General features: G+C 50.5%; 20 protein-coding genes and 3 pseudogenes. 20 read left to right on the top strand and 3 right to left on the bottom strand.

Annotated elements, in window-relative coordinates:
- Positions 1-65: 65 nt before the first annotated feature.
- The 4 genes from RVM24_RS18370 to RVM24_RS18385 all read left to right on the top strand — a co-directional run bounded on the left by RVM24_RS18370 (position 66) and on the right by RVM24_RS18385 (position 4,283).
- The gene (locus RVM24_RS18370) at positions 66-950 is read left to right on the top strand and encodes a substrate-binding domain-containing protein (RefSeq protein WP_431474543.1); all 885 of its coding nucleotides are present in this window, start codon (positions 66-68) and stop codon (positions 948-950) included.
- 268 nt (positions 951-1,218) lie between these two features.
- On the top strand, positions 1,219-1,671 hold the full coding sequence (locus RVM24_RS18375; protein ID WP_061333153.1) for an excisionase family DNA-binding protein: 453 nt from the start codon (positions 1,219-1,221) through the stop codon (positions 1,669-1,671).
- Positions 1,672-1,802: 131 nt separating this feature from the next.
- Positions 1,803-2,243: a PIN domain-containing protein gene (locus RVM24_RS18380; RefSeq protein WP_431474544.1), complete on the top strand. Its 441-nt coding sequence runs from the start codon at positions 1,803-1,805 to the stop codon at positions 2,241-2,243.
- Between the two features lie 1,017 nt (positions 2,244-3,260).
- Positions 3,261-4,283: a lipid A deacylase LpxR family protein gene (locus tag RVM24_RS18385; RefSeq protein ID WP_286920779.1), complete on the top strand. Its 1,023-nt coding sequence runs from the start codon at positions 3,261-3,263 to the stop codon at positions 4,281-4,283.
- 441 nt (positions 4,284-4,724) lie between these two features.
- On the opposite strand, the pseudogene RVM24_RS18390 reads toward RVM24_RS18385, so the two are convergent.
- Positions 4,725-5,366, bottom strand: a pseudogene (locus RVM24_RS18390) (IS3 family transposase); the annotation flags it as partial.
- 959 nt (positions 5,367-6,325) lie between these two features.
- On the opposite strand from RVM24_RS18390, the gene RVM24_RS18395 reads away from it, so the two are divergent.
- The 13 genes from RVM24_RS18395 to RVM24_RS18455 all read left to right on the top strand — a co-directional run bounded on the left by RVM24_RS18395 (position 6,326) and on the right by RVM24_RS18455 (position 22,365).
- Positions 6,326-7,471, top strand: coding sequence for an acyl-CoA dehydrogenase family protein (locus tag RVM24_RS18395; protein WP_053114414.1), 1,146 nt, complete (start codon positions 6,326-6,328; stop codon positions 7,469-7,471).
- 38 nt (positions 7,472-7,509) lie between these two features.
- Positions 7,510-8,298, top strand: a complete 789-nt coding sequence (locus tag RVM24_RS18400; protein WP_058091432.1) for an enoyl-CoA hydratase/isomerase family protein — start codon at positions 7,510-7,512, stop codon at positions 8,296-8,298.
- 39 nt (positions 8,299-8,337) lie between these two features.
- Positions 8,338-9,114 (top strand): SDR family NAD(P)-dependent oxidoreductase, encoded by a 777-nt coding sequence (locus RVM24_RS18405; protein WP_094626091.1) that lies wholly within the window; start codon positions 8,338-8,340, stop codon positions 9,112-9,114.
- Between the two features lie 88 nt (positions 9,115-9,202).
- Positions 9,203-10,264, top strand: coding sequence for an MBL fold metallo-hydrolase (locus RVM24_RS18410; RefSeq protein WP_167373050.1), 1,062 nt, complete (start codon positions 9,203-9,205; stop codon positions 10,262-10,264).
- A gap of 78 nt (positions 10,265-10,342) precedes the next feature.
- A complete protein-coding gene (locus RVM24_RS18415) occupies positions 10,343-11,905 on the top strand; it encodes a class I adenylate-forming enzyme family protein (protein WP_286920782.1) in 1,563 nt (520 codons plus the stop codon).
- A gap of 82 nt (positions 11,906-11,987) precedes the next feature.
- Positions 11,988-13,226: a thiolase family protein gene (locus RVM24_RS18420; RefSeq protein ID WP_094626088.1), complete on the top strand. Its 1,239-nt coding sequence runs from the start codon at positions 11,988-11,990 to the stop codon at positions 13,224-13,226.
- Between the two features lie 371 nt (positions 13,227-13,597).
- Positions 13,598-14,497 carry an IS630 family transposase gene (locus tag RVM24_RS18425; protein ID WP_167373049.1) on the top strand — a complete coding sequence of 300 codons (900 nt, stop codon included), beginning with the start codon at positions 13,598-13,600 and terminating at the stop codon, positions 14,495-14,497.
- Positions 14,498-14,539: 42 nt separating this feature from the next.
- Positions 14,540-17,338 carry a LuxR C-terminal-related transcriptional regulator gene (locus RVM24_RS18430; RefSeq protein WP_431474545.1) on the top strand — a complete coding sequence of 933 codons (2,799 nt, stop codon included), beginning with the start codon at positions 14,540-14,542 and terminating at the stop codon, positions 17,336-17,338.
- A gap of 139 nt (positions 17,339-17,477) precedes the next feature.
- Positions 17,478-18,611, top strand: a complete 1,134-nt coding sequence (locus RVM24_RS18435; protein ID WP_094626085.1) for a CaiB/BaiF CoA transferase family protein — start codon at positions 17,478-17,480, stop codon at positions 18,609-18,611.
- Positions 18,612-18,774: 163 nt separating this feature from the next.
- Positions 18,775-19,149 carry an IS66-like element accessory protein TnpA gene (gene tnpA, locus RVM24_RS18440; RefSeq protein WP_431474546.1) on the top strand — a complete coding sequence of 125 codons (375 nt, stop codon included), beginning with the start codon at positions 18,775-18,777 and terminating at the stop codon, positions 19,147-19,149.
- Positions 19,146-19,481, top strand: a complete 336-nt coding sequence (gene tnpB / locus RVM24_RS18445) for an IS66 family insertion sequence element accessory protein TnpB (RefSeq protein WP_022990718.1) — start codon at positions 19,146-19,148, stop codon at positions 19,479-19,481. The genes tnpA and tnpB overlap by 4 nt, the downstream gene beginning before the upstream one ends.
- 75 nt (positions 19,482-19,556) lie before the next feature.
- Positions 19,557-21,122: an IS66 family transposase gene (gene tnpC, locus RVM24_RS18450; protein ID WP_431474547.1), complete on the top strand. Its 1,566-nt coding sequence runs from the start codon at positions 19,557-19,559 to the stop codon at positions 21,120-21,122.
- 28 nt (positions 21,123-21,150) lie between these two features.
- Complete coding sequence (locus tag RVM24_RS18455; protein WP_094626143.1) at positions 21,151-22,365, top strand: IS256 family transposase; 1,215 nt, start codon at positions 21,151-21,153, stop codon at positions 22,363-22,365.
- 68 nt (positions 22,366-22,433) lie between these two features.
- On the opposite strand, the pseudogene RVM24_RS18460 reads toward RVM24_RS18455, so the two are convergent.
- Positions 22,434-22,889 (bottom strand): annotated as a pseudogene (locus RVM24_RS18460) (DDE-type integrase/transposase/recombinase); the annotation flags it as partial.
- A gap of 2 nt (positions 22,890-22,891) precedes the next feature.
- Positions 22,892-23,232, bottom strand: a pseudogene (locus tag RVM24_RS18465) (transposase); the annotation flags it as partial.
- A 151-nt stretch (positions 23,233-23,383) separates the two neighbouring features.
- On the opposite strand from RVM24_RS18465, the gene RVM24_RS18470 reads away from it, so the two are divergent.
- The 3 genes from RVM24_RS18470 (at position 23,384) to RVM24_RS18480 (ending at position 25,285) form a co-directional block, all read left to right on the top strand.
- Positions 23,384-23,653, top strand: a complete 270-nt coding sequence (locus RVM24_RS18470; protein WP_286920790.1) for an ATP-binding protein — start codon at positions 23,384-23,386, stop codon at positions 23,651-23,653.
- 106 nt (positions 23,654-23,759) lie between these two features.
- Positions 23,760-24,566: an ABC transporter ATP-binding protein gene (locus RVM24_RS18475; RefSeq protein ID WP_094626145.1), complete on the top strand. Its 807-nt coding sequence runs from the start codon at positions 23,760-23,762 to the stop codon at positions 24,564-24,566.
- Positions 24,563-25,285 carry an ABC transporter ATP-binding protein gene (locus tag RVM24_RS18480; RefSeq protein WP_094626146.1) on the top strand — a complete coding sequence of 241 codons (723 nt, stop codon included), beginning with the start codon at positions 24,563-24,565 and terminating at the stop codon, positions 25,283-25,285. The genes RVM24_RS18475 and RVM24_RS18480 overlap by 4 nt, the downstream gene beginning before the upstream one ends.
- Positions 25,286-25,352: the final 67 nt, after the last annotated feature.

The following is a 25,352-nucleotide window of genomic DNA, read 5'->3' on the forward strand; positions in this document are numbered from 1 at the left end:
CAGCCTTCCGGAATTCATGCAGCCTGAAACAGTCCTGTGCTTTCCCCGCGCAGCTGGAGAAAATGATGCCCCTTCCTGCTTATCTCACCACCGCTGAAGCCGCCGAGTATTTGCGGCTCAAAGAGCGCAAGGTTTACGACCTGGTCAGCCAGGGCGTGATTCCCTGTGTCCGGGTAACAGGCAAGCTCCTCTTCCCGCGCCAGCGGCTGGATCTGTGGTTGATGAACCACCTGGAGGGTGACGATGCCGTCAGCACGCCGATCCCGCCCGTTCTGGCGGGCAGTCAGGACCCGCTGCTGGAATGGGCGGTGAAGGAAAGCGGCGCGGAGCTGGCTTTGCTGTGCCAGGGGAGCGGTGATGGCGTGCAGAGACTGGTGGATGGGCGCGCCATGCTCGCCGGTATGCATATCTGGCACGAAGACAGCCAGTGTTACAATGACCCGGCCACCCTGGGCCTGAGTGGCATGCGCGACCTGGTGCTGATCCGCTGGGCAAAACGTCAGCAGGGGCTTCTACTGGCCGCCGATAACCCTCACCAATTGGTGCGGCTAGAGGACATCGCCCGCCCCGGCATCCGGGTTGCCCATCGCCAGCCCGATGCCGGCGTCAGCCATTTGCTCCAGAGCTTACTCGCTCGCCACCGTATTGACGCGAAACAACTCAGATGGGCTGTTCACCCGTCACTCAGCGAGGACGACCTGGCGCTGGCCATTCGCCAGGGCGAGGCGGATATCGGGCTGGGTATCGAGGCGGCAGCGCGCCGCCAGGGCTTGGCGTTTATTCCTCTGAAGCAGGAGCATTTTGATCTCGCCATGCGCCGGCGCCACTATTTTGAACCCGCCATGCAGCGCTTGCTGGCGTTTGCCCGATGCGAGCGCTTCGGCCAGCGGGCAGAGGCGTTGGGGGGGTATGACATCAGTGAGTTGGGGCGGGTGGTTTATAATGCTTGAAGCAGATTGCCGGACGATCTCTCAGCCATCTTCGGCGAACCATTGCAGGCATTGTAGTTCCATCTGATCTTCAGTCACTCCGTACTTCCTTAACTCAAACGGATCTTTTCAAGACTTGCAGCCATGAAAACATGCGCAATTCCAATGAACTTGGTCAGAGTTTGCATCTGGTTATAGCGGAATCGTCTATTTCGTTTGTTTCGGTTGTTTCGTTTGAGCGGCATAATATGCCTTCAGATGGTTATCGTTTTAATATCAGGGGGCTGCGATGTCTGCTCAGAAAATTGTACATTTGCCGACGGCGGCAGAGGTGGAACAGGCCAAGCTCTCCAGTCGCACCTTGTCTAAGTATGCGGACGTGGATCGAGTACAGCTTTCACTCCGTGGCAGCAACGGCGAGACTGACGAACTGGTGCTGCCCGGGCATGTGCTGCAAATTCTGCTGGACGTTCTGGCAGAGGTTTCACAAGGCAATGCCATCAGCCTGATCCCATATCACCAGGAAATCAGTACACAGGATGCGGCTAACCTCTTGAACGTCAGCCGCCCCTTTCTCGTGAAGGTGCTGGAGGCGGGTGATATACCCTTCCGGAAGGTAGGTGCGCATCGGCGGGTCAAGCTGCAAGATGTCTTGAGCTACAAGGAACAGGTCGATCGTCAACGTCAGGCCACACTGGATGAATTGGCTGAACTCTCCCAGGACGAGGGAATGGGATACTGACAGGGAATGAGTAAATTCACCGTTGTTTATGATGCCTGCGTGCTGTATCCCGCACCCTTGAGAGATGCGCTGATGCGGCTGGCATTGACAGACTTGTTCAAAGCACATTGGACGGACCACATACACGATGAGTGGATCAACGCGCTGCTGAGGGCAAAGAAGCATTCCCCGAGAGCTTGTTGCGGGTGAGGGAACTTATGGATCGGCATGTGCGCGATGCAAAAGTGTACGGCTACGAACCGCTGATTGAGGGGCTGGATCTGCCGGACCCGGATGATCGCCATGTGCTGGCCGCCGCCATCCGTTGCAACGCCAACGCCATCGTTACTTTCAACCTCAAGGATTTTCCTGATCCGTCGCTTCGCCAGTACGATATCGAAGTGATTCACCCTGACGATTTTATTCTCTATCAGATTGACATGGCGCCGACCCTATGTTGCCGTGCTTTTCAGGCGCAGCGGGCAGCGCTGAAGAATCCGTCACTCAGTGTCGATACTTTTCTGGCAACGCTGCAAAAGCAGCAGTTACCCCAAACAGTTTCGAAGCTTCGGGAGTTTGCAGATTTTCTCTAACCACCGGTTCCTGAGTGGAATACATGCTTTTGGCTGCTTGGCTTTGAGCTCATAATCCAGTCACCGGCTTGCGTCGTTTTGACGGAGAGCGGAATGGTAAAGCGAGAGAGGGGTGTGTCAGGGAAGGATAGACTCCAGATCGCCTGAGGGCGATCTTCCGGGGCTTTGCCCCGCCTTCGCTGCACTGCGGCGCCCAAACTGCTGGCGCAGTTTGTCGAACGGAGGTTCTGCATCTGCCCTCAGGCAAACCAGCATTCAATAAAAAAGCCCACTCAAGGTGGGCTTTTTTATTGAATATGGCGCGCCCGAGAGGATTCGAACCTCTGACCTCTGCCTCCGGAGGGCGCCGATTGGGGGCGGTTTGGAGTGAGGTCGGTGGGTCTAAATCGTTGTTCGTCAGTAACTTGCAGGTCGGGCGGAAGCTCGCGAAAAGTTCTTTTAACACCGCTAGTTACACGATTTATCCCAAGTTTGGGCACACACTTGTCAGGTTAGAGATGGCTTTAACTGGACAGAATGACCGCTGCTCCAACTGCTTATTTTCCAGTTCACAGTTTACTATGCGAACTCCAAGCTCAGAAAAAATGTCTGGTTTTAACTGTCCGAAATTGGACAATTGTCGAGCGGGGTAGTCCGAGAGTCCGCCTGTAGAAAGCTATATTTTGCGAGAGAGTATCACCCATCGGCTCTCGTTAACAGTCAAGGGTTGGCCGCATCAGAGGTTATCAAGAGTAACGGGGGGGATTCGGCAACCACATAGCTGACACTCGGGGCGATTAGTGTAGAGTTCAGACTACCAATAGTTAAAGAGCCAGTATCTGTCAGGTCGATTGACTACAGCTGAACTTTTCCAAGTAATCGGGTGTTCTTATCTCGTCCGGCGGCACGTTAATCCGGAAGAGCTGACTGCGTCGATGGGAGGGAGCTAGAAAAGCGAGGGAAAGCGACTTAGTCTGCACATCTGATTGAGTGGCCGTTGTAACGGTATGACTCGACATAGGCCATGCTTGTTAACTCTTGTATCAACCGGAGAGACTGGATTTGAGTTGTCGCTGCGGATGTGCCCTCCTGCTGTTTTTCGTCATTAGTGTTTTCCCAACCAGCCTGAAGGCTGAAGTCGTGAACCTGTCCTGGGATAACGACCTGCTTACCGGAACCGATCGCGGCTATACAAACGGGGTACGCTTTTCGTATCTGACAGACACCGCTGACGAGAACGATGGAAAGTCGGCAAGATTTGCCCGGACTCTGCGTGATGAGCTGCGCTTTCTGCCAGGTATTGGAACTGCTGATTCAAAGCAGGCGGTAAGCCTGAGTTTGCGGCAATTCATGGTCACACCTGAAGATATTACGGTTGAAGATCCGCAGTTCGACGACATTCCCTATGCCGGCCACCTGTCGCTCAGCGGCACACTATGGAGCTGGAACGCCGATACGATTACCGGCTTTGGTGCTCACATTGGTGTTATTGGGCCCGAAAGCGGTGCCGAGTCGGTTCAGAAATGGGTGCACAAAGCCACGGGAAGCGACAAGCCGCAAGGGTGGGGGAATCAGCTTGGAACCGATGTGGTGGGTGGCATACAGGCTGCGCATGGCCGAAAACTCCTGCAACTCGGGCAGGGCGGCAACATTGAACAGCGTGTGTCGGTGATCGGATCCGGACTACTGTCGAGTTTTCGAACCTCCGCTAAAACCGGGTTGGTCTGGCAGCTTGGCAGACACCTTCCTATAAATTTTGTGCCGGACTACGCTGGTACCTCCTCAACCATCGCTTTGCCGGGCTCGTTCAAGGATTCGGGCAGTAGCTGGTCCGTGTATGTGGGGCTGGGTGTGGAGTATGTAGGCTATTCCTACATCGACGACAATGCCGGGGCTTATCGTTTCGACGAAGGGCCGCTGATTGGTCAGCTTGGTCTGGGCGCTACCTGGCAGTGGGATCACCTGCTGGCCGCGGTCACATTGCGTGCCTCGACGAGCGAAGACGAGCGCCATAAAGACAACTTCAGCTTTGGAACACTGTCAGTTTCTTGGGCATTGTAGAAAGGTTGGTTTTGCCCGTTGCTTACGGGATGTGGTGGCGCTTGTTCCCGCTGTTAAAAAAAAGCGAACATTCATGGCGCCTGTAATCCTCGGCTCTGTCTGCCTAGTTGAGCGCTTGGTCATTCTTCAAGAACCTAGCAAACGGTCAAATGGACTAACTGTTCCAGCTCGTCGATCGCCAATAACGTGGGTGTAGATTTCAGTCGTGCGAATATCGCTGTGGCCGCGGCTCTCCTGAACCGTTCGGATATCACTTCGGGATCTCAGTACCAAAAGCGTGGCGAAAAGTATGCGCCGTCACCCGATTGGTAATTCCGCTCGTTTGCACAGCCTGCCTTAATTGCCTCGCGTGTGTAGTGATGTCAGCAAACATAGGCAGCGATGAGGTGAACGCATCTTGTTGGGGGCGGGAATAGATAATGCCTGACCTGCCCCCAGTCTTTAATCCAACTGCTTCCTAGTAATGTCCGTTACTGCTGAATCAGTTTTGCCAAGTCGGAGAGCGGAGGCAAATTCCAGGGGTGTCTGATACCCCAGGGATGAATGCGGACGCTGCTCATTGTAGTCCAAGCGCCAATTGCTGATCTTCTCCCGGGCGTGTGCGAGATCTCGGAACCAGTGTTCATTCAGACACTCATCCCGGAATTTTCCGTTAAAGCTCTCGACGTAACCATTCTGCATCGGCTTTCCGGGCTGAATCAGCTTCAGTTCAACGCCATGACGGTAGGCCCATTGATCGAGTGCTTTGCCAGTGAATTCCGGCCCTTGGTCGGTTCTACCGGCTTTCGGGTGGCCTCGGAAGGCCGCAATGCCATCCAGGGTACGGGCTACCTGTTCACCCGAGATGCCCATGGCCGCGGGAATGTCGAGGCATTCCTTGGTGAAGTCATCCACGATCGTCAGGCATTTGATCCTGCGCCCGTTGGCCAAGGAATCCATCACGAAGTCCATGGACCACGAATGATTCGGTGCATCGGGCAACACGAGGGGCTGTCGTTCCACCATCACACCTTTACGGCGCTTGCGTTTGCGGACGGCCAGGCCTGCCTCCCGGTAAAGCCGATAAACCTTCTTGTGATTCACCTCAGCAGCAACGCCAATCAGGGCGGAATTCATGGGAGATCGATCGGGACTGATCACCAACAGAGCGCAGATGGCCAGAATTGCGCAATTAAAGAAGATGGAGTAGCCCACACCAAGCAAGTACATCAGCACCGAAGACGTCAGCAGGCAGCCAACAACACTGCCGATTGTGCTCAAGGCTGTAGCACTACCGTTGGCTTCGCTTTTTCTCGTATTCTGGTCTGCCGCGTTAAGTAGCAATGACACGGTCTGGCCAAGTAAGAACATTGGCCGTGCCATAATAGTCGGACAGAAGGCTAGCAGGTGGGTTAGAGCATTGCTGAGTACCGGGATTACCGCAGTGAGTTCCGTCACCGTCAGAACAAACCAGCTGAAGAACGGGTAGGAGAAGACCAATACCGAATAATCCTATGGCGAAAACGAGGTTGATCAACAGGGCCCTGGAAAATTTCTCGGGTGATCTCTTCCCAGCCTGATAATAGCCAAGTCCAGGGCCGCCAAAAAGCAAGTTATGAAAATTGAGGTGTAAGGCACTGATCTGCCGATAAACGCGATGGTTTGACGGTTAGTGACCATCTGAATACCTGAACTGGCCAAGCCAGGGACCGCCCCTTCCGGTCGTTTCATATGTTCCACAAACGCCTACCAAAAAAATGACGCTATCTAGCAATTGGGATTGTCAAAGCTGATAAGGGCTGGAATTCCCGCGCTTTCTGCCAATTTTGCCTTGCCGTAGCGGAGTTACTGCACCCCCGGATGCCCCGGGAACGCCCACGAGCTGGCTAATCGACGGTTTTTGATAACAGGCCTCTTAGAAAGCTAAGTATCTAGAAAATTGATCATTGGCCCTACCCCCGCTTTTGAGGGGGGTGAAACCAAAACGATTGAGATACGGTTAGAAATATCCAATAAACCCGAGCTACCAACGATAGCTCTCCCTTAGTTAGAAAGGCGGTTTTATGACCATGCAGATGACAGAAGAACAAAGAATGGCCACGGACGGCTTGAGGAAGGTTCTCGACGCTGAGATTGAGCCAAAATTGAGAGCCCACGGTGAAAAGTTTATTCCCAAAGAGATGATGAAGGGCTTCATCAAAACGTTGACAGAATATGGTCTGATCAGAGCGCCGTTCCCAGAACAGTGGGGGGGCTTAGAGATGGACTGGGTCACACATTTACGCTTGTGGGAGGAGGTTGGTGTCAGCGCAATCGATCTGGCGTTACCAATCCTTATCAATGTTTCCGGCGCAGACATGTTAATCAGAAATGCTTCTGATTCCGTGAAGGAAAAATATGTCCCCGGACTGCTCTCTGGTGAAGTTTTCATAAGCATGGGGATATCTGAGCCTGACGTCGGTTCGGACGTTGCGGCTGCAAAGACGCGTGCAGTCCGTGATGGGGATTATTGGGTCATTAATGGAGAGAAAACGTGGATTTCCAATGGAGAACATATGGATATCTTCGTATGCACCTGTAAGACCGGCGAAGGCGAATTGACACACATCCTTATCGAGGCAGATACGCCGGGCCTCGAAGTGCGTGGCATTCCTAAAATGGCGTTGAACGGACAATCAACCTCTCAAATTTTCCTCGCGGATGTACGCGTACCCGTCGAGAACACTGTCGGAGAGATCGGGCAGGGATTAAAGAACACGCTAGTAACCTTTGAGCGTGCCCGGTGTCACATGGCCGCGTGGGGCTATTCGATTGCACGGCGGGCGATGGAAGAGTCAATTAAATACAGTCAAACCCGATCTCAACATGGGAAATTGATTGCAGGTCATCAGCTGATTGCAGAGAAAATTGCCAACATGGCTACGCAGATTGATGCCGCTCGATTACTTACGCTCAGGGCAGCAGAAATGATTGATCAAGGTTTGCGGTGTGACAAAGAGTGTGCGATGGCAAAGTGGTTTAGCACAGAAATCGCGGTAAAAGCCTGTCGTGATGCGGTCCAGATCCACGGCGGTAATGGAGTTACTAAAGAGTTCATCGTAGAGCGACTAGCGAGGGAAGCAATAATTGGCCCTATTCCAGATGGAACGACTGAAATCCAAAAGCTGTTAATCGCCCGATCACTAACTGGTGTACCGGCCTTCAGTTAAAAAGCCACCAAAACAAGATGACTTGGCGAGGTAATCAAATGACGAACAGTGCCTTACTTTATGAGCAATCTGGACCCGTTGGGTGGATTAATCTAAACCGCCCGAATGAAATGAATGCGATCAATCTGCAGATGCTGGATGAGTTTGAAGAGATTTTGCCCAGGATCGCTAATGATGATGCCGTAAAAGTCATTGTTTTGACTGGAAAGGGGAGAGCCTTTTGCGCCGGTGCAGATCTGAAAGAGATCCTTAATTCTGCTCGTTTACAACCCGGAGAAGCGGATTTTATCGATCGATTGACTGAGCGCGTTTTGAATGTACTTCGTGACTTCCCTAAGCCGGTAATCGCGGCCTTGAACGGCATCACGATGGCTGGAGGCCTTGAAACCGCCATGTGTGCGGACATCGTGGTTGCGGCTGATTGCGCAAGAATCGGAGACGCGCACGCCAACTACGGCGTATACCCTGGAGCTGGCGGCGCAGCAGTTTTACCAAGAATCATTCCTCTTAACGTAGCGAAATTTCTGCTTTTCACCGGTAGCACGCTTTCTGCAGAAGAAATGAAAATTTACGGATTTGTGAATCAAGTGGTGGATCTTAATTCCCTGCGGGCTGAAACACAAAGGATTGCAGAGTTAATCGCAGAGAAAAGCCCAATTGCGCTTCAACGTATGAAAACTGTAGCGAATGAAACAGGCAGCAAGGCTCTTCACGCTGCGTTGGAGCATGAACAGGTACTTTTCCGACGCCACATGCGTTCATATGACGCTATGGAAGGCCTTAATGCATTTAGTGAAAAGCGAAGGCCTCAATTCAAAGGTTACTAAGTCGCATTTAGGTCTCAAATATTCAAACAGGAGTAGATCATGAATTTGGAAAATAAAGTAGTTGTGATTAGCGGAGGTGCATCGGGTCTAGGGCTAGCAACTGCGCGCTATCTTGTGAAAAAGAAAAAGGCAAAGGTCGCTTTACTAGATATGAACCGAGAAGCCGGACTGAATGCTGTAGAAGAGCTCGGTGATGAAAACGCGATTTTTATAGCCACTGATGTCACCGAAGAGAACGATGTGGATGCCGCGATTAGCGCAACGATCCAAAAATTTGGCGCAATCCATGTGGACATAAATGCGGCGGGGATTGTAGCCCCAAAAAAGATTCTCGATAAAAATGGAATTGCGGGCTCGATCAATAATTTTAGAAATGTAATAAACGTCAATCTAGTGGGCCTATATACAGTAATGGCCAAGTGTGCAGAAAAGATGGCACTGAATGAACCGGATCAAAATGGTGAACGGGGCGTCATTATTAACGTTTCATCGGGCGCTGCTTGGGAGGGACAGCTTGGACAGTGCGCTTATGGCGCTTCTAAGTCCGGGGTTAACGGAATCAATATTCCAGCAGCACGTGAACTAGGTTCAATCGGTGTTCGCGTCAATTCAATTGCCCCAGGATTATTCGCAACTCCGATGGTAGATGCGCTGGATTCAAAGGTGAAAAATGCCTTGATCGAAATGTGCGAAGCACCGAAACGAATGGGTAATGTTGATGAGTTTGCGTCAGCCTGCGCATTTCTAGTTGAAAATGGGTATATGAATGGTCGCTATATCCGTCTTGATGCTGCAACAGTTATGCAGGCGAAATAGCGGTAAAAGGATGTGTCCCTTTAGCCCTCAAAAATGGAGGGCTCTTTTTAAATTAATTAAAATTTAACAGTTCATTGAGGGATAAATTGTGCAAACTACCAATAAAAGCGTTGCTCAGGGAAACATAATAAATATAGCTCCTCCTAAATTTGGAGAGCTGGTTTCTATCAGTGCTGGTCTGCTCTGGACAAGGCTTACAATTCCCTCAAAGCTTGATCATATAAATATCTATCTGATTAAAGATAAAGGCGGTTGGTTTGCCATTGATAGTGGCCCAAGTTCGGATGCTAATCGGGAAATTTGGGAGGAAATAGTAAAAAAACTACCTGAGCCAAAAAAGCTCACTGGATTGTTGGTTACACACTGTCATCCTGACCATATTGGCCTCTCTGGCTGGATTCAGCAACATTTCCAAGTTCCAGTCTATGCCTCCGAGAATGAAATTTCCAAAGCCAGGCGTGACGAGTTTAGCAGGTTATCCAGTGACCATGAAAAGGATGACTTTTTCTATAGAACTTTGGGGGTTTCGAATACAGAAATACCTGAGTTAAAGAAATACGCAAGAGTAATGGATAACCTTTATGGTCCGCTCCCAGAGAAAGTAGAAATAATTGAAAAAGGCGATTCTATAATTATAGGCGAAAATGATTGGGATATTTGGTCCGGATCTGGTCATTCCGTTGAGCATATATGTCTTAAAAACGACAAGCTAGGAATATTTATCTCTGGGGACCAAGTGCTTCCAGGCATAACGCCTCATGTAGGTACGGATATAATAAGCTTAAATGACAATCCTATCAAAAATTGGCTCGAAAGCTTAACTGATCTAAAGTCATGGGTTAACCCAGATTATTTAGTTTTACCAGCGCATGAAAGGATATTTTTCAATGCAATAGCTAGGGTTGACGAGGTTTTAGAGCATCATCACAACCTGTTAAGAACGTTAATTCGAAAGCTTGATCAATGGTTAACTACAGATGAATTGTTATCTTTTGTAGGTTGGGGCGCGGTGAAAGGCTTCGGTCGCTGCCTCGCACTTGAGGAAACATTTGCGCACTTAATTTTTCTGGTCAATTCGGGAGAAGTAAAGATTCAGAAAAACGAGTCTTCTGACGCTATAGAGTTTCGCTCAATTTTAGTTGAAAAATAGTTATTTTACTGTTTTCGATTAAATAATGACCTGAGACCATAGCTTATATAAAAATAAGTCCTAACAAGCGAGGAATTTATGAAAATTAATTTCAGTAATCACATGGAAAATTTGGCAAATCGATATGGTGAATGTGAAGCTATTGTAAATATTGAGCGTAATAGGCGATACAGCTTCGCAGAGTTTCATGCACTGACTAACAGAATTGTAAACATGATGACGTCTTTAGGGCTCGGTGCTGGTGATAGGTTTGTTAATATTTTGGATAACGACAATCTTTCGTTACTTCATGCTCCTACTATTTTTAAAGGTTGTGTGACCGGAGCTTTTACAAACTTTAGAGATTCCTTGGAAGAACATACTTGGCAAGTTGAAGCTTCTGGTGCCAAAGTGGCATTTATTGAAAATGAGCTCCTCGACTCTCATTACAAGATGCTACGGGATAGAAACGTTACTGTGATTGTAATGGATGAGCCTAAAGAAAGTCTTGATGGTGTTTTCTATTTCTGGGATTTGGTCAACAAGGCGTCGGATCATAATCCAGATATAGTCGTTGATGACAGAGAACATTGCGCAATAATTCGGTTTACAGGAGGTACAACAGGTAAGGGTAAACCAGCAATGTACAGCATTGATAACTGGCTTAGCTGCCGTGACACGGCATTTGCCTTGCAAGATAAGGATGCATGGATCAAAAATCCCAGATGCATTCATATTGCACCAATAAGTCACGGAAGTGGTATGTTATTTTTGCCAACGTTGTATTCTGGTGGTTGCACCATTACACAAAATGAACCTGACTTGAATCTATACTGCAAAAACATTGAAAAAGAAAAAGCGACGCTCACGTTTCTTGTTCCCACGATACTTTATCGTATGCTTGAGATCGATTCAGATTTGAGTTCTCTGAGGTTCGTGATCTATGGCGCTGCGCCTATGAGTCCCGGAAAGCTTAAAAAGTTGCAAGAAAAACTTGGGAATATTTTTGTTCAGTGTTATGGCTCTACCGAACATTTTGGTTTTGCATCGAACATGGGGACGAGTCAGCATTTGATTAATAAAGAAGAAGATGAGGTTAGGCTTAGTTCAGCTGGGCAGCCGACCCCTGGCGTTGAATGCATAATCGTGAACGAAAAAGGTGAGAAGGTCCACAAGGGAGAAACCGGTGAGGTTTGGCTACGTTCCCGAAGTATCTGTCTCGGATATTTAAATGCTCCGGAGCAAACCGCCGATGAGTTTAAGGACGGATTTTGGAAGTCGGGCGACCTTGGTTATATGGATGATGAAGGGTTTATTTACTTGGTTGACCGAAAAAAAGATATGATTATTTCAGGTGGGTTTAACGTTTATGCTAATGAAGTCGAAGCGGCACTTAATAGCCATCCTTCAGTTTTAATGTCGGCAGTTGTTGGCATCCCGCATGAAGAATGGGGCGAGGCGGTTCATGCTGAGGTTACTTTACGCGAAGGTTGTGATGTAGGTGAAGATGAATTAGTTGCGCATGTTAAAGGTCTGATCGGTGGTTACAAAGCGCCAAAATCTCTAATGATTGTCGACCAGCTTCCTACTAGTGTGGTTGGTAAGGTCTTACGCAGGAAAGTGCGTGAAAGATACTGGAAAGGTGAACGGAAAATTTCGTAATGGCAAGGTAAAAAAGTCATAAATCATAGTGACAATAAATGTCAAATTTGTGATTTAAAATTTGTAATCTCGGAGAAATATAATGGAAGATATTTTTGTCGCCGGCGTTGGTATGACAAAATTTGGTCGTCATTTTGATCATAGTTATAAGGAACTGGCGAGAGAGGCTATCGAGCAGGCGCTTACTGATGCTGGAGCTAGCAAGGCTGATGTAAAGCAAGCATTTTTCGCCTCTTGTGTTATCGGTTTAATGCATGATCAACATATGATTCCTGGTCACGTTGCTTTGCGGTCGATGGGATTTGAGGGCATTCCTATCTTTAACCTTGAGGGGGCTTGCGCATCTGCTAGCACAGCCCTTCATTTGGCCGAGAACGCTATTAGGAGTGGGTCTTGTGACATTGCAATTGCTGTGGGCGTAGAGAAAATGAACAGCCCTGATAAGGCAAAAATGTTTTCGGCGTTTGACTCTGCTTGGGATGTTGAAACCGTGAGTGATAACCGGGACATCCTCTTAAAGATGGGGGAGGGAGTCGAATGCCCGGAGGGCTCTCAGTCCCCTAGACCATATTCCATGTTTATGGATGTGTATGCAGCGTTCTCCCGTTTTCATATGAAAACATTCGGAACGACCCAAAGACAAATCGCTGCGGTATCCGCAAAAAACCATCGACACTCTGTTCATAATCCTCTCTCGCAGTATCAGGTTGCGTATACTATCGAGGAGGTTTTGGCTGCGCCGCCTATAACCTACCCACTTACATTGCCGATGTGCGCTCCGATTTCGGATGGCGCGGCGGCTGCGGTTTTGTGTAGCGCCGAGGGGCTAAAGAGGCTTAAGGGGGACAGCTCAAGAGCCATTAGGCTGCTTGCCAGTGTTGTGCGATCTAGCTCAGATAGAAGTTTCGATGATTTTGAAAATCACCTAACTGCTTTAGCTGCTAAAGATGCTTATGAAAAGGCTGGCGTTGCTCCAACCGATGTTGACGTTGCCGAGGTTCACGATGCGACTGCGATGGGGGAAATAATACAGGCCGAGAATCTCCAGCTAGCGCCATACGGTGGGGCTGGTTGGGCTGCTGAAGCTGGCGAGTTCACTGTAGGAGGCCGAATTCCCATCAATCCATCGGGCGGTCTGGAATCCAAAGGGCACCCGATTGGCGCAACCGGAATCGGGCAAGTTTATGAGCTAGTGACTCAATTGAGAGGCGAGGCTGGAAAAAGACAAGTCGAAGATGCTCAAATCGCCATTCAAGAAAATGGCGGCGGCATTTACGGAGTTGAGGAAGCTACAGCTGTAGTAAATATTTTTTCTAAATAGTACAAACTTAGCATGGGCCATGTCGGGGCGCATATAAAGTGTCCCGCCATGGCAACTCAATCTTGTCGACCTGTTGGCTCAATGGATCAATTGGATTATTTGAGCCTGAAGCTTTTGTGTTGTCGTTCCCCTACTCTACAGGATGATTTAGTGCGCCGTCTGATTAATATGAGCTAGGATAGAAATTTTTCTGTAAGTAAGAGAAGTATTCGATTGTGCCCATGCCGATAGCTCCATTCAATCTGACCCTATACGATCAATTGATACTCCATGGCGGGTGCCGAGCCAGCACTTTGATCAAACGCCTAGTTCATCGTGTCAGTCTTCATTTCTTAGGGAATGCATGCGAGACGGTCCAAGGGATATCAAGCTTGCTTCAGGTTAACACTCAAATGGTATTCAAGTGGCGCAAGCGCTACAGTGTGCATGATTTTAAAGGGTTTTATGATTCCCCGCGCCTGAGCCAGCACCGAAAACTGAACCGTGGAGACGTCAAAATTTATGAGCACACGGTTCACCAGGTTCCGATACAAGCCTTGCACTGGAGTATCAGCCTCACGCGAACATGCTGGGGGGGCGTGTTGGCAAGTGCATCAGCTGAAGAATGCGTTAAATTTGAAGCCGCAACGGCTCATTACGTTAAAATCACGAATAATCCGTATTTTTTCGAGAACGTTTGTGGCATTGTCGGCCTCTATCTGAATGCGCTGGTCCTCTCTGTTGATGAAAAGACCCAATTTCAGACGTTCGATCGAACACACCCAAATCTACAGCTCAAGCCAGGCCAAGTTGAGCGTCATACTTACGATTACGAGCAACATAGCACGACAAGCCTTTACGCGGACCTCAACATTTTGACGGACGAAGTGATTGGCCGTGTCACCCAGCGTCATCACGCCTTGGAATTTTTAGATGTTTTAAGACAGATCGATTGGGAAGCCCCGCAGGATCTGCAGCTGTATGTCATCCTAGATAGCAACTCTTCTCACAACACCTCGGAGGTCAAAGCCTGGCTCGCCAAGAATCCTCGGTTCAAGGTGCATTTCACCCCAACCAGCGCGTCGTGGTTGAATGAGGTTGATAAGTGGTTTGGTCAACTGGATCGGCGCGAACTTTATCGAGGAAATTTAACCAGCGTTGGTGAATCGAAGTCAGGGATTAAGAAGTGTATCAAGGTTCACAACGAAAAACTGGCCAATCCCTTCCGGTGGAATAAAACTACTGCACACGATTGTATCATTGGCATGGGCAAGTTTGCGCTTAATCGATAATAAGCGTGTAAATTTAATAGGCGCTATATTTGGTGGGCTGGAATGAGGCAAAAACAAGATCTAAGAGACATGCGACATCATCTGAGTTCGAATTGGCGCCTGCCGTTGATTCCGACCAAACTTTCGCCGCCAAGGAGGTCTCAGCCTCTCTTTTCCCGAAAACGGCTGGAGAGTCTTGCCCCGGCAATCATGAAGCATGCTTTGACACTAGTCCAGGCGCCTGCAGGGTATGGAAAGACTACACTCGTTGGCCAATGGGCGGACATGTATCGAGGTGAAGATAAGCTTGTAGCTTGGTTAAGTCTCTCAGAAGAAGACAACTCAGAAAAGCGATTCTTATCATATCTCATTGCCTCACTGTCAATAACGAAGTCGAATTTCTGCAATGAATCTATTTTAGCGATTAACTCTGAACTATCTTCATCGATTGAAGTTGTTGAATCGATTTTGCTCGCCGAGTTAGAGGCCTCTCGTGAGGAAATCCTACTTACATTAGACGACTACCACTGCATTACTAATCCTGAAATTCACTCGCTAATGTTGCGTCTGATACAGAATCGACCCGAAAATCTCCATATTATCATTGCAACCAGATCCGAAATTCCCATACGGCTATCTAAGCTGAAGTTGGAAAACCAATTGTTAATCTTGGGTGTCTCTGATCTTCGAATGGATTTTAGTGAGCTTGAGATTTTTCTAAACGAAGTTGTTGAGTTGGATCTACCTAAGAACGTCGCGAGATTGCTTTACGAAGTTAGCGAGGGATGGGTTGCCGGCGTGCAAATGGCGGCTTTGTCACCAAGGCTTCGCAAAGAACCAAAACAATTCCTTAATGAATTTGCAAGCGGCTCGAAGGATCTTAAAAACTACCTCCATGAGGTATTAGTGGAACTATTACCTTCAGATTGTGAGGAAGCCCTTTTACGCTGCTCAATTTTAGAGCGTTTCAACGTATCGCTATGCGAGGTGGTTGGTGGGGTAAGCGATGGGAATACCTTTTTAGAGAAATTGTCTCGGTTGAATTTGTTTATATTTTCGCTTGATGACAATAATGAGTGGTTCCGGCTTCATCGGTTATTTTCTGATTTTCTTCGAGAACGTTTGGGTCAGTTAGGTAAAAAGGAGGTGTTAGCCCTTCATCGTCTTGCTTGCAACTGGTTCGTCGCTCATGAGTTGTGGTCTGAAGCAGTGAGTCACGCTTTAGCCATTGGTAATTCAGATCTTGCTAAAACGTTCATCGAACGCTGTGCATCGGAAATGCTAGAAAAAAGCCGAACGGCCACACTGGTCAATTGGGGAAAGCAAATACCAGAGCATGAGTTGAGCAAGAATATTGACATACGCTTGGCAATCGTCCGGGCTCAGATGCTAATGATGGAGCTTCCTCCCATTCATGGCTTGCTTCATGAGATAGAGTCTGATTTGCAGAAAAGTGATGATGTTGATTTGATGGAAAGAAAAGAGGATTTGCAAAAACAAATACAGACAACGTCATCGCTACTGGCACTACTTGAGGACCGATTGGAAGACGCTAGGCGCTCTGCGGAGCCATTGATGGAAGCGCCTAGCGAGCTCAATAGATTTGAGTACGAAGTGGTCTTCAATGTCCTAGGCTATATTTATCTCCATCAAATGCGCTTTGATGAGATAGTTGAGGTACAGCGGCAAGCAGCTCGAATGACCAATAAGCTTCACTTTGGTGAGGGATACCGAAAAAGTTTTGAAGGCTTGGCCTGGTTCTGGCGTGGACGCTTAGATAGAGCTAAAGCATTGCTAGGCGAGTCTTTAGCGATTTCTGAAAAAATCGCCGGTCGGCGTTCGATGGCTTCTGTGACAGCCATCGCGAACTTGGCCGAGCTTTGCTATGAGCGTAACGAAATAGAGGAGGCGGAGGAATTATTAGCATCTGCAATGACGGGCTCTTTGGACGCCTGCCTATTGATAACAGCACAAACCATTTATTCGCTTCTTGCTCGAATAAGTAAGCTGCGCGGAGAAAAAGCAGAATCTTGGATATTACTGGATAAGCTCGAAAAGGTTGCCATGAAAAGAGGGTGGGTCCGACTGGAGGGCCACTGCTATGCAGAGCGTATTCAGTCTGATATATGGGAGGGTGATGGAATATCAGCAACTAGAGAGCTAGGGCGTTTTGAACAGTATCTTGAGACCGTGAATCCGGATGTTATTGCTCAAGAACTCCTACATGATGATTGGCTAATATCGAAGGCACGAATTGAACTCCTTAATCAACCATCTAAGGGTTTTATAAAGGAGTTGCATGAGCGTATTACTGTTCTAGACCGTCAGGGTGCGCTTTATCGTAGTGCTAAATTCAGAATGCTGGCTGCGCTTGGAGAGTGGAAAATTGGCCAAACCAAGGCGGCTAAGAAAAGCTTAATTCCAGCACTCGCACTAGGTCAAGCGCAAGGCATGTTTAGAACCTTTGCAGATGAACTTCAAGGTGGGCAGCATCTTCTAAAAAATATTGCTTCAAGTTTAGACGCACACGAAATGCGGTTGATGCCTTATATTGAAGGCTTAGTAAACAATATGGAACCTGCACCAAAATTGTTAGGCAATTTTGAAAAAGACCTTGAATCTGACTCGTTACCATCTGACATTTCTGATCTCGAACTCTTGAGTGCATCAGAGGTTACTGAAAGGGAGCGTGAGATTCTGGAACTAATTGGGGATGGTCTATTTAATAAGGAAGTTGCGAACCTATTAGGAATATCCGAGGGTACTGTCAAATGGCACCTAAAAAACCTATACAGTAAATTGGGCGTTTCCAGCCGAACTCAAGCCTTAAAAAGGGCGCATAGTCTAAAACTGATAAATTAACCTTCCGTCCCTGTCCCGCCCTTTCGAGGGGGGGAAGGTTGTTTATTTTTGGTTAGTATTTTGGGTCGCGAGAGTAAAGTAATACTGCTGAATTAAATGCCATTTCGATCGAAAGCATCTCGGAATATTAGGAGTTTTTATGGGGCCTCTTGAGGGAGTCAAAGTTGTAGAGTTTGCAGGGATTGGTCCAGCACCGATAGTGGGTATGCTGTTAGCTGACTTGGGAGCCCAAGTTGTGCTAATTGAACGCAAAGTGATGAATTCAAACGCTGCAACAGTTGATCCCACTTTGATGGGAAAGGCTGCATTTTTTAAACGAGGTAAGAAGTCAATCACACTAAACCTCAGCAAATGTAGTGATGTTGAGGCTGCTTTGAGTTTAGTTGCAAAGGCTGATGTGCTCGTGGAGGGTTTCCGCCCTGGCGTTATGGAGAGATTGGGGATTGGACCAGAGGTATGCCTCGAAAAAAATCCAAAACTAATCTACGGTCGGATGACTGGATGGGGACAGACGGGACCGCTAGCGCCTTCGGCCGGTCATGACCTGAACTTTTCTGCCATCACAGGAGCTCTTTTTTACGGCGGTTTGCCAGGGGATATTCCGTTCCCGACGCCAACTTTGCAGGGTGATGTGGGGGGAGGGAGCATGTCTTTGGCGCTCGGTATCCTATCTGCACTGTTTCATGTCAATAAAACTGGCCAAGGTCAAGTGATTGATGCGGCTATTTCTGATGGTGTAATTTATAACATGATGCTTCTGGCCAGTTTGAGGGAACAAGGAGTCATTAGTGATGGCGACCGTAATGACTTTTTCAGTGGTGCGGCTCCGTGGTGCAGCACTTATCGGTGTGCCGATGATCGCTTTATTACCGTTCAAGCATTAGAGCCTAATTTTTACCAAAAGCTAATTTCTATTTGTGGTTTTAGCGATGATCCAGACTTTGTAGACCAATACGATAAGAGTTGCTGGCAGATAGCGAAGAAGAAGATGTCAGCGTATTTTGGCTCCCGTACGCAGGCTGAATGTTGTTCGCTTTTGGAGGGAACAGACGCTTGTTTCGCTCCGATTTTGAATCTTTCTGAGGCTGCAAATCATCCTCATAATCAGGCGCGTGAAAGCTTCATTCGTATCGACGGAGTGCTGCAGCCTGCACCCGCACCTAAGTTTAGTCTCACTAAGCAGGTGGTTGGTAGTATACCTGATTTGGGTGAGCACAATGACAATATTTTGGGACCGCTAGGTTTGTATAACAAATCCAATCTCTCTGATTGATATCAGAATCTGAGCCTGTAAACCAAATTGTGTAACTGCCCACGACTGAGTAATCTTTTCAAAAGGATACCATCGTGGGTAGTAACCGTCCGGTAAACCCATCTTGAGCCAGGCGCTGCGGCCGTCAGGATAGTGTCCACTTATTTTTAAGTGGACACTTAACATGACCAACATAAGCGTAACCAAGCCCTACCAAAAACGTCGTCGTTACTCTAAAGAGCTGAAGGCTCGTATCGTCGCCGAATGTTTGAAGCCCGGGGCGTCTGTTTCCCGGATTTCGCTGGATAACGGTCTCAACGCCAACATGGTCCGGCGCTGGATGAGCGAAGCGCGAAGAGCGGCTAATACTCCGGAAGCACCTGGATTCGTTCCGGTCCGTCTGCCAGCCGTAGCGCCTGTGCCGGACACCCTGTCAGTCTCGAATCAATGTAGCACCATCCGCATCAAGATTCCCCGCGCCGGTGGTGCGGTTGTGGTGGAGTGGCCTGCGGAGCAAGCCCATCAGTGTGCGGCTTTGCTTCGGGATCTGTTGGGATGATCCGCATTGATGAGATCTGGCTGGCCACCGAACCGCTGGATATGCGGGCCGGACCCGACAAGGCCCTGGCGCGGGTTATTCAGGTATTCGGTTCGGCTAAACCCCATTGCGCCTACCTGTTCGCCAACAAGCGAGGCAATCGGATGAAGGTGCTGATCCATGATGGCCTGGGCATCTGGTTGTGCGCCCGCCGGCTGAACCGGGGTAAGTTCCACTGGGGCGAAACCTGGCGTGGTGACCAACTGCGCCTGACCGAGGAACAGTTGTCTGCCTTGGTTCAGGGCCTGCCCTGGCAGCGCATTGGCGCGGAGGGCGTCATCTGCATCCTGTAATCACAAGTGCTGTGATGCCGCTATAGCCAGAACCGCGAATCGCCTGCCGAACAGGGACTTGGCATACTAGGCGGCATGACTCAGCGCCCCGATATCAACCAACTCTCAGCCGATCAGCTCCGCGCTCTGGCGACGGAACTGATGGACTCTCTGGACGCCAAGGATCAAGCCTTGGGCCGGAAGGAGCGGGAGTTGGTGCGCCGCAATGCCATCATCGAGAAGCTGACCCACGAAGTCGCCATCCTCAAACGTCACAAGTTCGCCCGCCGCAGTGAGCAACTCGATGCCGTTCAGGGCAAGCTCCTGGACGAGCTGATCGACAGTGACCTGGCCGCCATCGAAGCCGAGCTGGACCAGGCGATGACTGAGGAGCAGAAGGCCGCTCGACCCAAGCAGAAGCCTAAGCGCACCCCGCTGCCACCGGAGCTGCCCCGTACCCTGATCCACCATGAACCGGACAATACCCAGTGCCATTGCGGCTGCCAGCTCAAGCGTATTGGCGAGGACGTGAGCGAAAAGCTGGATTACGTCCCGGGCGAGTTCACCGTGGAGCGGCACATCCGGGGCAAGTGGGCCTGCGAGCAGTGCGAGACCTTGATCCAGGCACCGGTACCACCGCAGGTGATCGACAAGGGCATCCCCACCGCCGGCCTGCTGGCTCAGGTGTTGGTGGCCAAGTACGCGGACCACCTGCCACTGTACCGTCAGGAACGCATCTTCGGCCGTGCCGGCCTGGAAATACCCCGTTCCACACTCGCCGAATGGGTCGGTGCCTGCGGTGTGCAGTTGCAGCCCCTGGCAGATGCGTTGAGAAACGCCTTGCTGGAACACAACGTTCTGCACGCCGATGAAGCGCCGGTCAGCATGTTGGCTCCGGGTAAGAAGAAAACCCATAAGGCCTACGTCTGGGCTTACTGCACCACACCGTTCTCGGACCTGAAAGCCACCGTTTACGACTTCGCCCCAAGCCGGGCGGGTGAACACGCCCGCACCTTCCTGGGTGACTGGCAGGGCAAGCTGGTCTGTGACGATTACGCCGGCTACGAGGCCGGGTTCGGCAACGGCATCACCGAAATCGGCTGTATGGCACACGCCCGACGCAAGTTCTACGACCTGCACGAGGCCAACAAGAGCGAGCTGGCTGCGAAGGCTCTGGAATACATCGGCGGCCTCTACGAGATCGAACGGGAAACCAAAGACCTGCCGCCGGATAAGCGGCTGGAAATCCGACAAACCAAAGCCAAACCGCTTGCCGATGCACTACAGCAATGGATGCAGGCGCATCGTCAGAAAGTGCCGGATGGCTCCGGCACGGCCAAAGCCCTGGATTACAGCCTCAAACGCTGGGCAGCGCTGACGCGCTACCTCGACGATGGCGCTGTGCCCATAGACAACAACTGGGTGGAAAACCAGATCCGGCCCTGGGCGCTGGGCCGTTCCAACTGGCTGTTCGCCGGGTCACTGCGCAGTGGTCAACGTGCGGCTGCGGTGATGACCCTGATCCAGTCTGCCAAGCTGAACGGTCATGATCCCTATGCCTATCTAAAAGATGTGCTGACCCGCCTGCCGACGCAGAAGAACAACGCCATCGACGAGCTATTGCCCCACAACTGGAAGCCGACTATATCTGACAAGGTGTGATGGCCGGACGCTTACCGTGGGTACACAATTGGACCAAGAAAAACTCAAAGCCATGGCCGCCGAGCTGGCCAAGGACATCAAGTCCGAAAAAGATCTCGGAGCCCTCACGCAGCAACTAGTCAAGCTGACCGTCGAGACCGCACTCAATGCTGAACTGGATGAGCACCTCGGATACGAGAAGCACGCTCCTGAAGGTCGTGGCACTGGCAACAGTCGCAATGGCTATTCTGCCAAGCGCCTGAAGGGCCAGCACGGGGAAGTTTCCATCCAGTCTCCCCGTGATCGGGAAGGCTCATTTGAGCCTCAGTTCGTCCGTAAGGGTCAGTCTCGGCTGACCCAGATGGATGATCAAATCTTGGCATTGTATGCCAAGGGATTGAGCACACGAGACATCGTAGATGCCTTCAAAGAGATGTACGACGCGGACATCTCGGCAACACTGGTTTCCAAGGTGACGGAGCGTGTGATCGATCAGGTTCATGAGTGGCAGAATCGCCCTGTTGATCCGATCTACCCCATCGTCTATCTGGACTGCATCGTTCTGAAAATTCGTCAGGACAAGAGAGTGATCAACAAGTCCCTATATCTGGCCCTGGGCATCAACATGGAAGGCCAGAAGGAGCTGCTGGGCCTGTGGCTTGCCGAAACTGAAGGTGCGAAGTTCTGGCTGTCGGTACTGACAGAGCTCAAGAATCGGGGTCTGGAGGACATCCTGATCGCCTGCGTGGATGGCCTCAAGGGCTTCCCGGATGCTATTGCCGCTGAGTACCCGCAAACCAAAGTGCAGCTATGCATCGTGCATATGGTTCGTAACTCGCTGCGCTACGTGTCCTGGAAGGACTACAGGGCGGTTACTGCGGACCTGAAGCAGATCTATCAGTCCGCCACGGAACATGAAGCCCGGCAGGCACTGGAGGCCTTTGGAGAGCGCTGGGACAGCCAATACCCACAGATCTCTCGTTCCTGGCAAAGCCACTGGGATAACCTGATCACCATCTTCGAGTACCCGCCGGCGATCCGGAAAGTGATCTACACCACCAATGCCATTGAGTCGCTGAACAGCGTGATCCGCAAAGCGACCAAGCGCCGGAAGCTGTTCCCAAGTGATGACTCGGCCCTGAAAGTGGCCTTCCTGGCGATCCAGCAAGCATCAAAGAAATGGACCATGCCAATCAGGGATTGGAAGCCTGCGCTGAATCGCTTTATTATCGAATTCGGTGACCGCCTGGACGGCCACCTGTAATGGGATGGGCAGTTACACAGATTTATTTACAGGCTCCAGAATCTTAGACGCGAAAGGTCAGAGGGGTTCTACCCCATTTCCACGGACGGTTTTAAAACGGCTGACAACTTCCGATCCTGAACGGCAACTCTACGTCGCATCCTGGGATTATGGAACCGCTCAATGTAGTCGAATACATCAGCTCGCGCTTCGTTCTGAGTGCGGTAATGCCGGTGGTGAATTCGCTCCCGCTTGAGCATCCCGAAGAATCCCTCGCAGGCAGCATTATCGCCACAATGACCGACCGCACTCATGCTGCTTACCAAACGGTTGCTACCAAGATATCGCTGGTAGTCACCACTGGTAAATTGACTGCCTCGATCTGAATGCAATACCACCGGGACTTTCCCCTGGCGCTGCCAAACGGCCATCTCAACGGCTCTGATCACCATATGCCGATCCTGCCGGTAATGCATGGGCCAACCAACGATCAGCTTGCTGTATAGGTCGAGAACCACGCACAGAAAGAGCTTTCCTTCCTGCGTGGGCACATAATACGTATTGGGAAATGACTGCGACAACGTTGAATCGCCTGATACCTCAGGACGACTCCTTTGCGAAGAACACTGCCGCTTCGCACAAAAAATCACGCTCCTTCTTCACACGGGCCAGTTCTCGCTTGAGACGGGCGACCTCCTCGTCTCTGGGAGAAGCAGAGCCCTTGAAGGCCATGTCTGTCTCCTCATCCGCTTCTCTGCGCCCCCGAGACAGCAGGTTGGGATTAATACCAACCTCCAGGGCAATCTGGCGACAGCTCACACCGGGCTGACGGGTTAAAGCGATGGCTTCGCGTTTGAACTCTTGGCTATATTTTCTGCGTCTGGACATGAACACTCCTTTGGCACAGTGTGCCTCTTTTTAGGAATGTCCGCAGTAACGGGGTAGAACCCACCCGCCTCGGAGTGGCTGTAGCCCCCAGGCCACAGAGCCAGCTACTTTCCTTGCTGGATTAGCAGTTCCTCGACGAACGGAAAACCTGGTGTTCATCAGCCCGTCGGGTGTGGGCAGGTCAACCCAGCAGGCCCGCTACAGCCTGCTCCAGTTGATCGATAGCCTTTACGAATACCGGTCGATCATCCTGACCACCACCAAGAACCTCATCAGTTGGGGCGAGTTCTTCCACGACGACAACGTGGAGGTGCTGATCATCGACAGGACGATACACCACTCACACTTCTTGTGTTGGGAGGCGAAACTATCGACTGAGGCAGAAAGCTACAAGATTGACGCTGAAGAGTGGGCAAAGTAGATGGCCATTGGAAAATCTTTACCCGGCCCCTTCTTTTGGGGGGGGTGTCATATGATTTATGAAGATACTTTGGACAAGGTTCAAAAACAAAAATAGTAGGCAAGAAATGAGTAATCCATATATATTGCAAACCCGAGGCCTCGTAAAGACGTTTAGGGGATTTCAGGCCGTTGATCATGTCGATCTACAAATTCGGCAGGGCGATATTCATGCCTTAATTGGCCCTAACGGTGCCGGCAAGACCACGGTTTTCAATCTCCTGACCAAGTTCCTGATCCCGACCAGGGGGCAGATCCTTTATAAGGGAGAGGACATCACCTCTCTGAAATCCGCCGCCATCGCCCGTAGGGGTGTGGTTCGGTCCTTCCAGATTTCCGCTGTGTTCCCGCACATGACTGCCCTCGAGAATATCCGCGTCGCATTGCAGACGTTCGAGGGCAACTCTTTCAGCTTCTGGCAATCCGGAGCCCGTCTGAACAAGCTCAATGAGCGCGCTATGGAATTGCTGGATGCGGTGGGACTGACCAGTTTTGCCAATACCACCACCGTGGAGCTGGCCTACGGCCGCAAACGGGCATTGGAGCTGGCGACCACGCTGGCGATGGAGCCGGAAATCCTGCTGCTCGACGAACCCACCCAGGGTATGGGCAGCGAGGATGTGGATCGCGTGGTGGAACTGGTGCGCAGCGCGGCCAAGGGCCGTACCGTGCTGATGGTGGAGCATAACCTGAGCGTGGTCAGCAAACTGTGTGACCGCATCACCGTGCTGGCCCAGGGGGCCGTTCTGACTGAAGGCGACTACGAAACCGTGTCTGCCGATCCCCGTGTGCGCGAGGTTTACATGGGATCCGACGGTAGTGGCGAGCGAGGCGCGACCGAGACCAATCCCGCCAGTGCGGAGGCCGCCCAATGAGTCACGGACCGGACAAGGAATACGAACAGCTGCGGGTTTCCGGACTGCACGCCTTCTACGGCGAGTCCCATATCCTGCATGGCATCGACATGGTGGTGCACCGGGGTGAACTGGTAACCCTGCTGGGGCGCAATGGCGCCGGCCGCACCACGACCCTCAAAGCGATCATGAACATGGTGGGCCGCCGCACCGGCTCCATCATGATCAACGGGGAGGAGACCATGTCCTGCGCTCCCCATCATATTGCCAGGTTGGGTGTCGGGTATTGCCCCGAACATCGGGGCATTTTTTCGTCACTCAACGTCCAGGAAAACCTGACCCTGCCACCGGTGGTGCGCAGCGGCGGCATGAGCCTGGAAGAAATCTACACCATGTTCCCCAACCTCTACGAACGCCGATTCAGTCAGGGGACGAAGCTCTCTGGCGGTGAGCAGCAGATGCTGGCCATGGCGCGCATCCTGCGCACCGGTGCCAATATGCTGTTGCTCGACGAAATTACCGAGGGTCTGGCGCCTGTCATCGTGGAAACGTTGGGTGAGGTGTTGGTGGCCTTGAAGAAAAAGGGCCTGACAATCGTTCTAGCTGAGCAGAACTTTCACTTTGCAGCGTCCCTCGCAGATCGCCATTACGTTTTGGAGTACGGCCAGATTGTGGAAGAGATTAACTCACACGAGCTGAGTTCTAAAAGGACATTGCTGGATCATTATCTCTGTGTATAGCGAAAGCCAACAATAGGAAAAGAAGTTTGGAATATTGACGTGCAGTAACTCACTAGTTTTGAACCAC

The sequence above is a fragment of the Marinobacter sp. KM021 genome (assembly GCF_050707965.1).
Classification (GTDB): Bacteria; Pseudomonadota; Gammaproteobacteria; order Pseudomonadales; family Oleiphilaceae; genus Marinobacter; species Marinobacter shengliensis.

Excerpts from the sequence above, each read along its gene's own strand:
- RVM24_RS18400 (WP_058091432.1), top strand. The coding sequence starts at position 7,510 with ATGACGAACAGTGCCTTACTTTATGAGCAATCTGGACCCGTTGGGTGG.
- RVM24_RS18415 (WP_286920782.1), top strand. The coding sequence starts at position 10,343 with ATGAAAATTAATTTCAGTAATCACATGGAAAATTTGGCAAATCGATAT.
- RVM24_RS18475 (WP_094626145.1), top strand. The coding sequence starts at position 23,760 with ATGAGTAATCCATATATATTGCAAACCCGAGGCCTCGTAAAGACGTTT.
- tnpC (WP_431474547.1), top strand. The coding sequence starts at position 19,557 with ATGACTCAGCGCCCCGATATCAACCAACTCTCAGCCGATCAGCTCCGC.
- RVM24_RS18375 (WP_061333153.1), top strand. The coding sequence starts at position 1,219 with ATGTCTGCTCAGAAAATTGTACATTTGCCGACGGCGGCAGAGGTGGAA.
- RVM24_RS18405 (WP_094626091.1), top strand. The coding sequence starts at position 8,338 with ATGAATTTGGAAAATAAAGTAGTTGTGATTAGCGGAGGTGCATCGGGT.
- tnpA (WP_431474546.1), top strand. The coding sequence starts at position 18,775 with ATGACCAACATAAGCGTAACCAAGCCCTACCAAAAACGTCGTCGTTAC.
- RVM24_RS18435 (WP_094626085.1), top strand. The coding sequence starts at position 17,478 with ATGGGGCCTCTTGAGGGAGTCAAAGTTGTAGAGTTTGCAGGGATTGGT.
- RVM24_RS18420 (WP_094626088.1), top strand. The coding sequence starts at position 11,988 with ATGGAAGATATTTTTGTCGCCGGCGTTGGTATGACAAAATTTGGTCGT.
- RVM24_RS18430 (WP_431474545.1), top strand. The coding sequence starts at position 14,540 with ATGAGGCAAAAACAAGATCTAAGAGACATGCGACATCATCTGAGTTCG.
- tnpB (WP_022990718.1), top strand. The coding sequence starts at position 19,146 with ATGATCCGCATTGATGAGATCTGGCTGGCCACCGAACCGCTGGATATG.
- RVM24_RS18370 (WP_431474543.1), top strand. The coding sequence starts at position 66 with ATGCCCCTTCCTGCTTATCTCACCACCGCTGAAGCCGCCGAGTATTTG.
- RVM24_RS18480 (WP_094626146.1), top strand. The coding sequence starts at position 24,563 with ATGAGTCACGGACCGGACAAGGAATACGAACAGCTGCGGGTTTCCGGA.
- RVM24_RS18395 (WP_053114414.1), top strand. The coding sequence starts at position 6,326 with ATGACCATGCAGATGACAGAAGAACAAAGAATGGCCACGGACGGCTTG.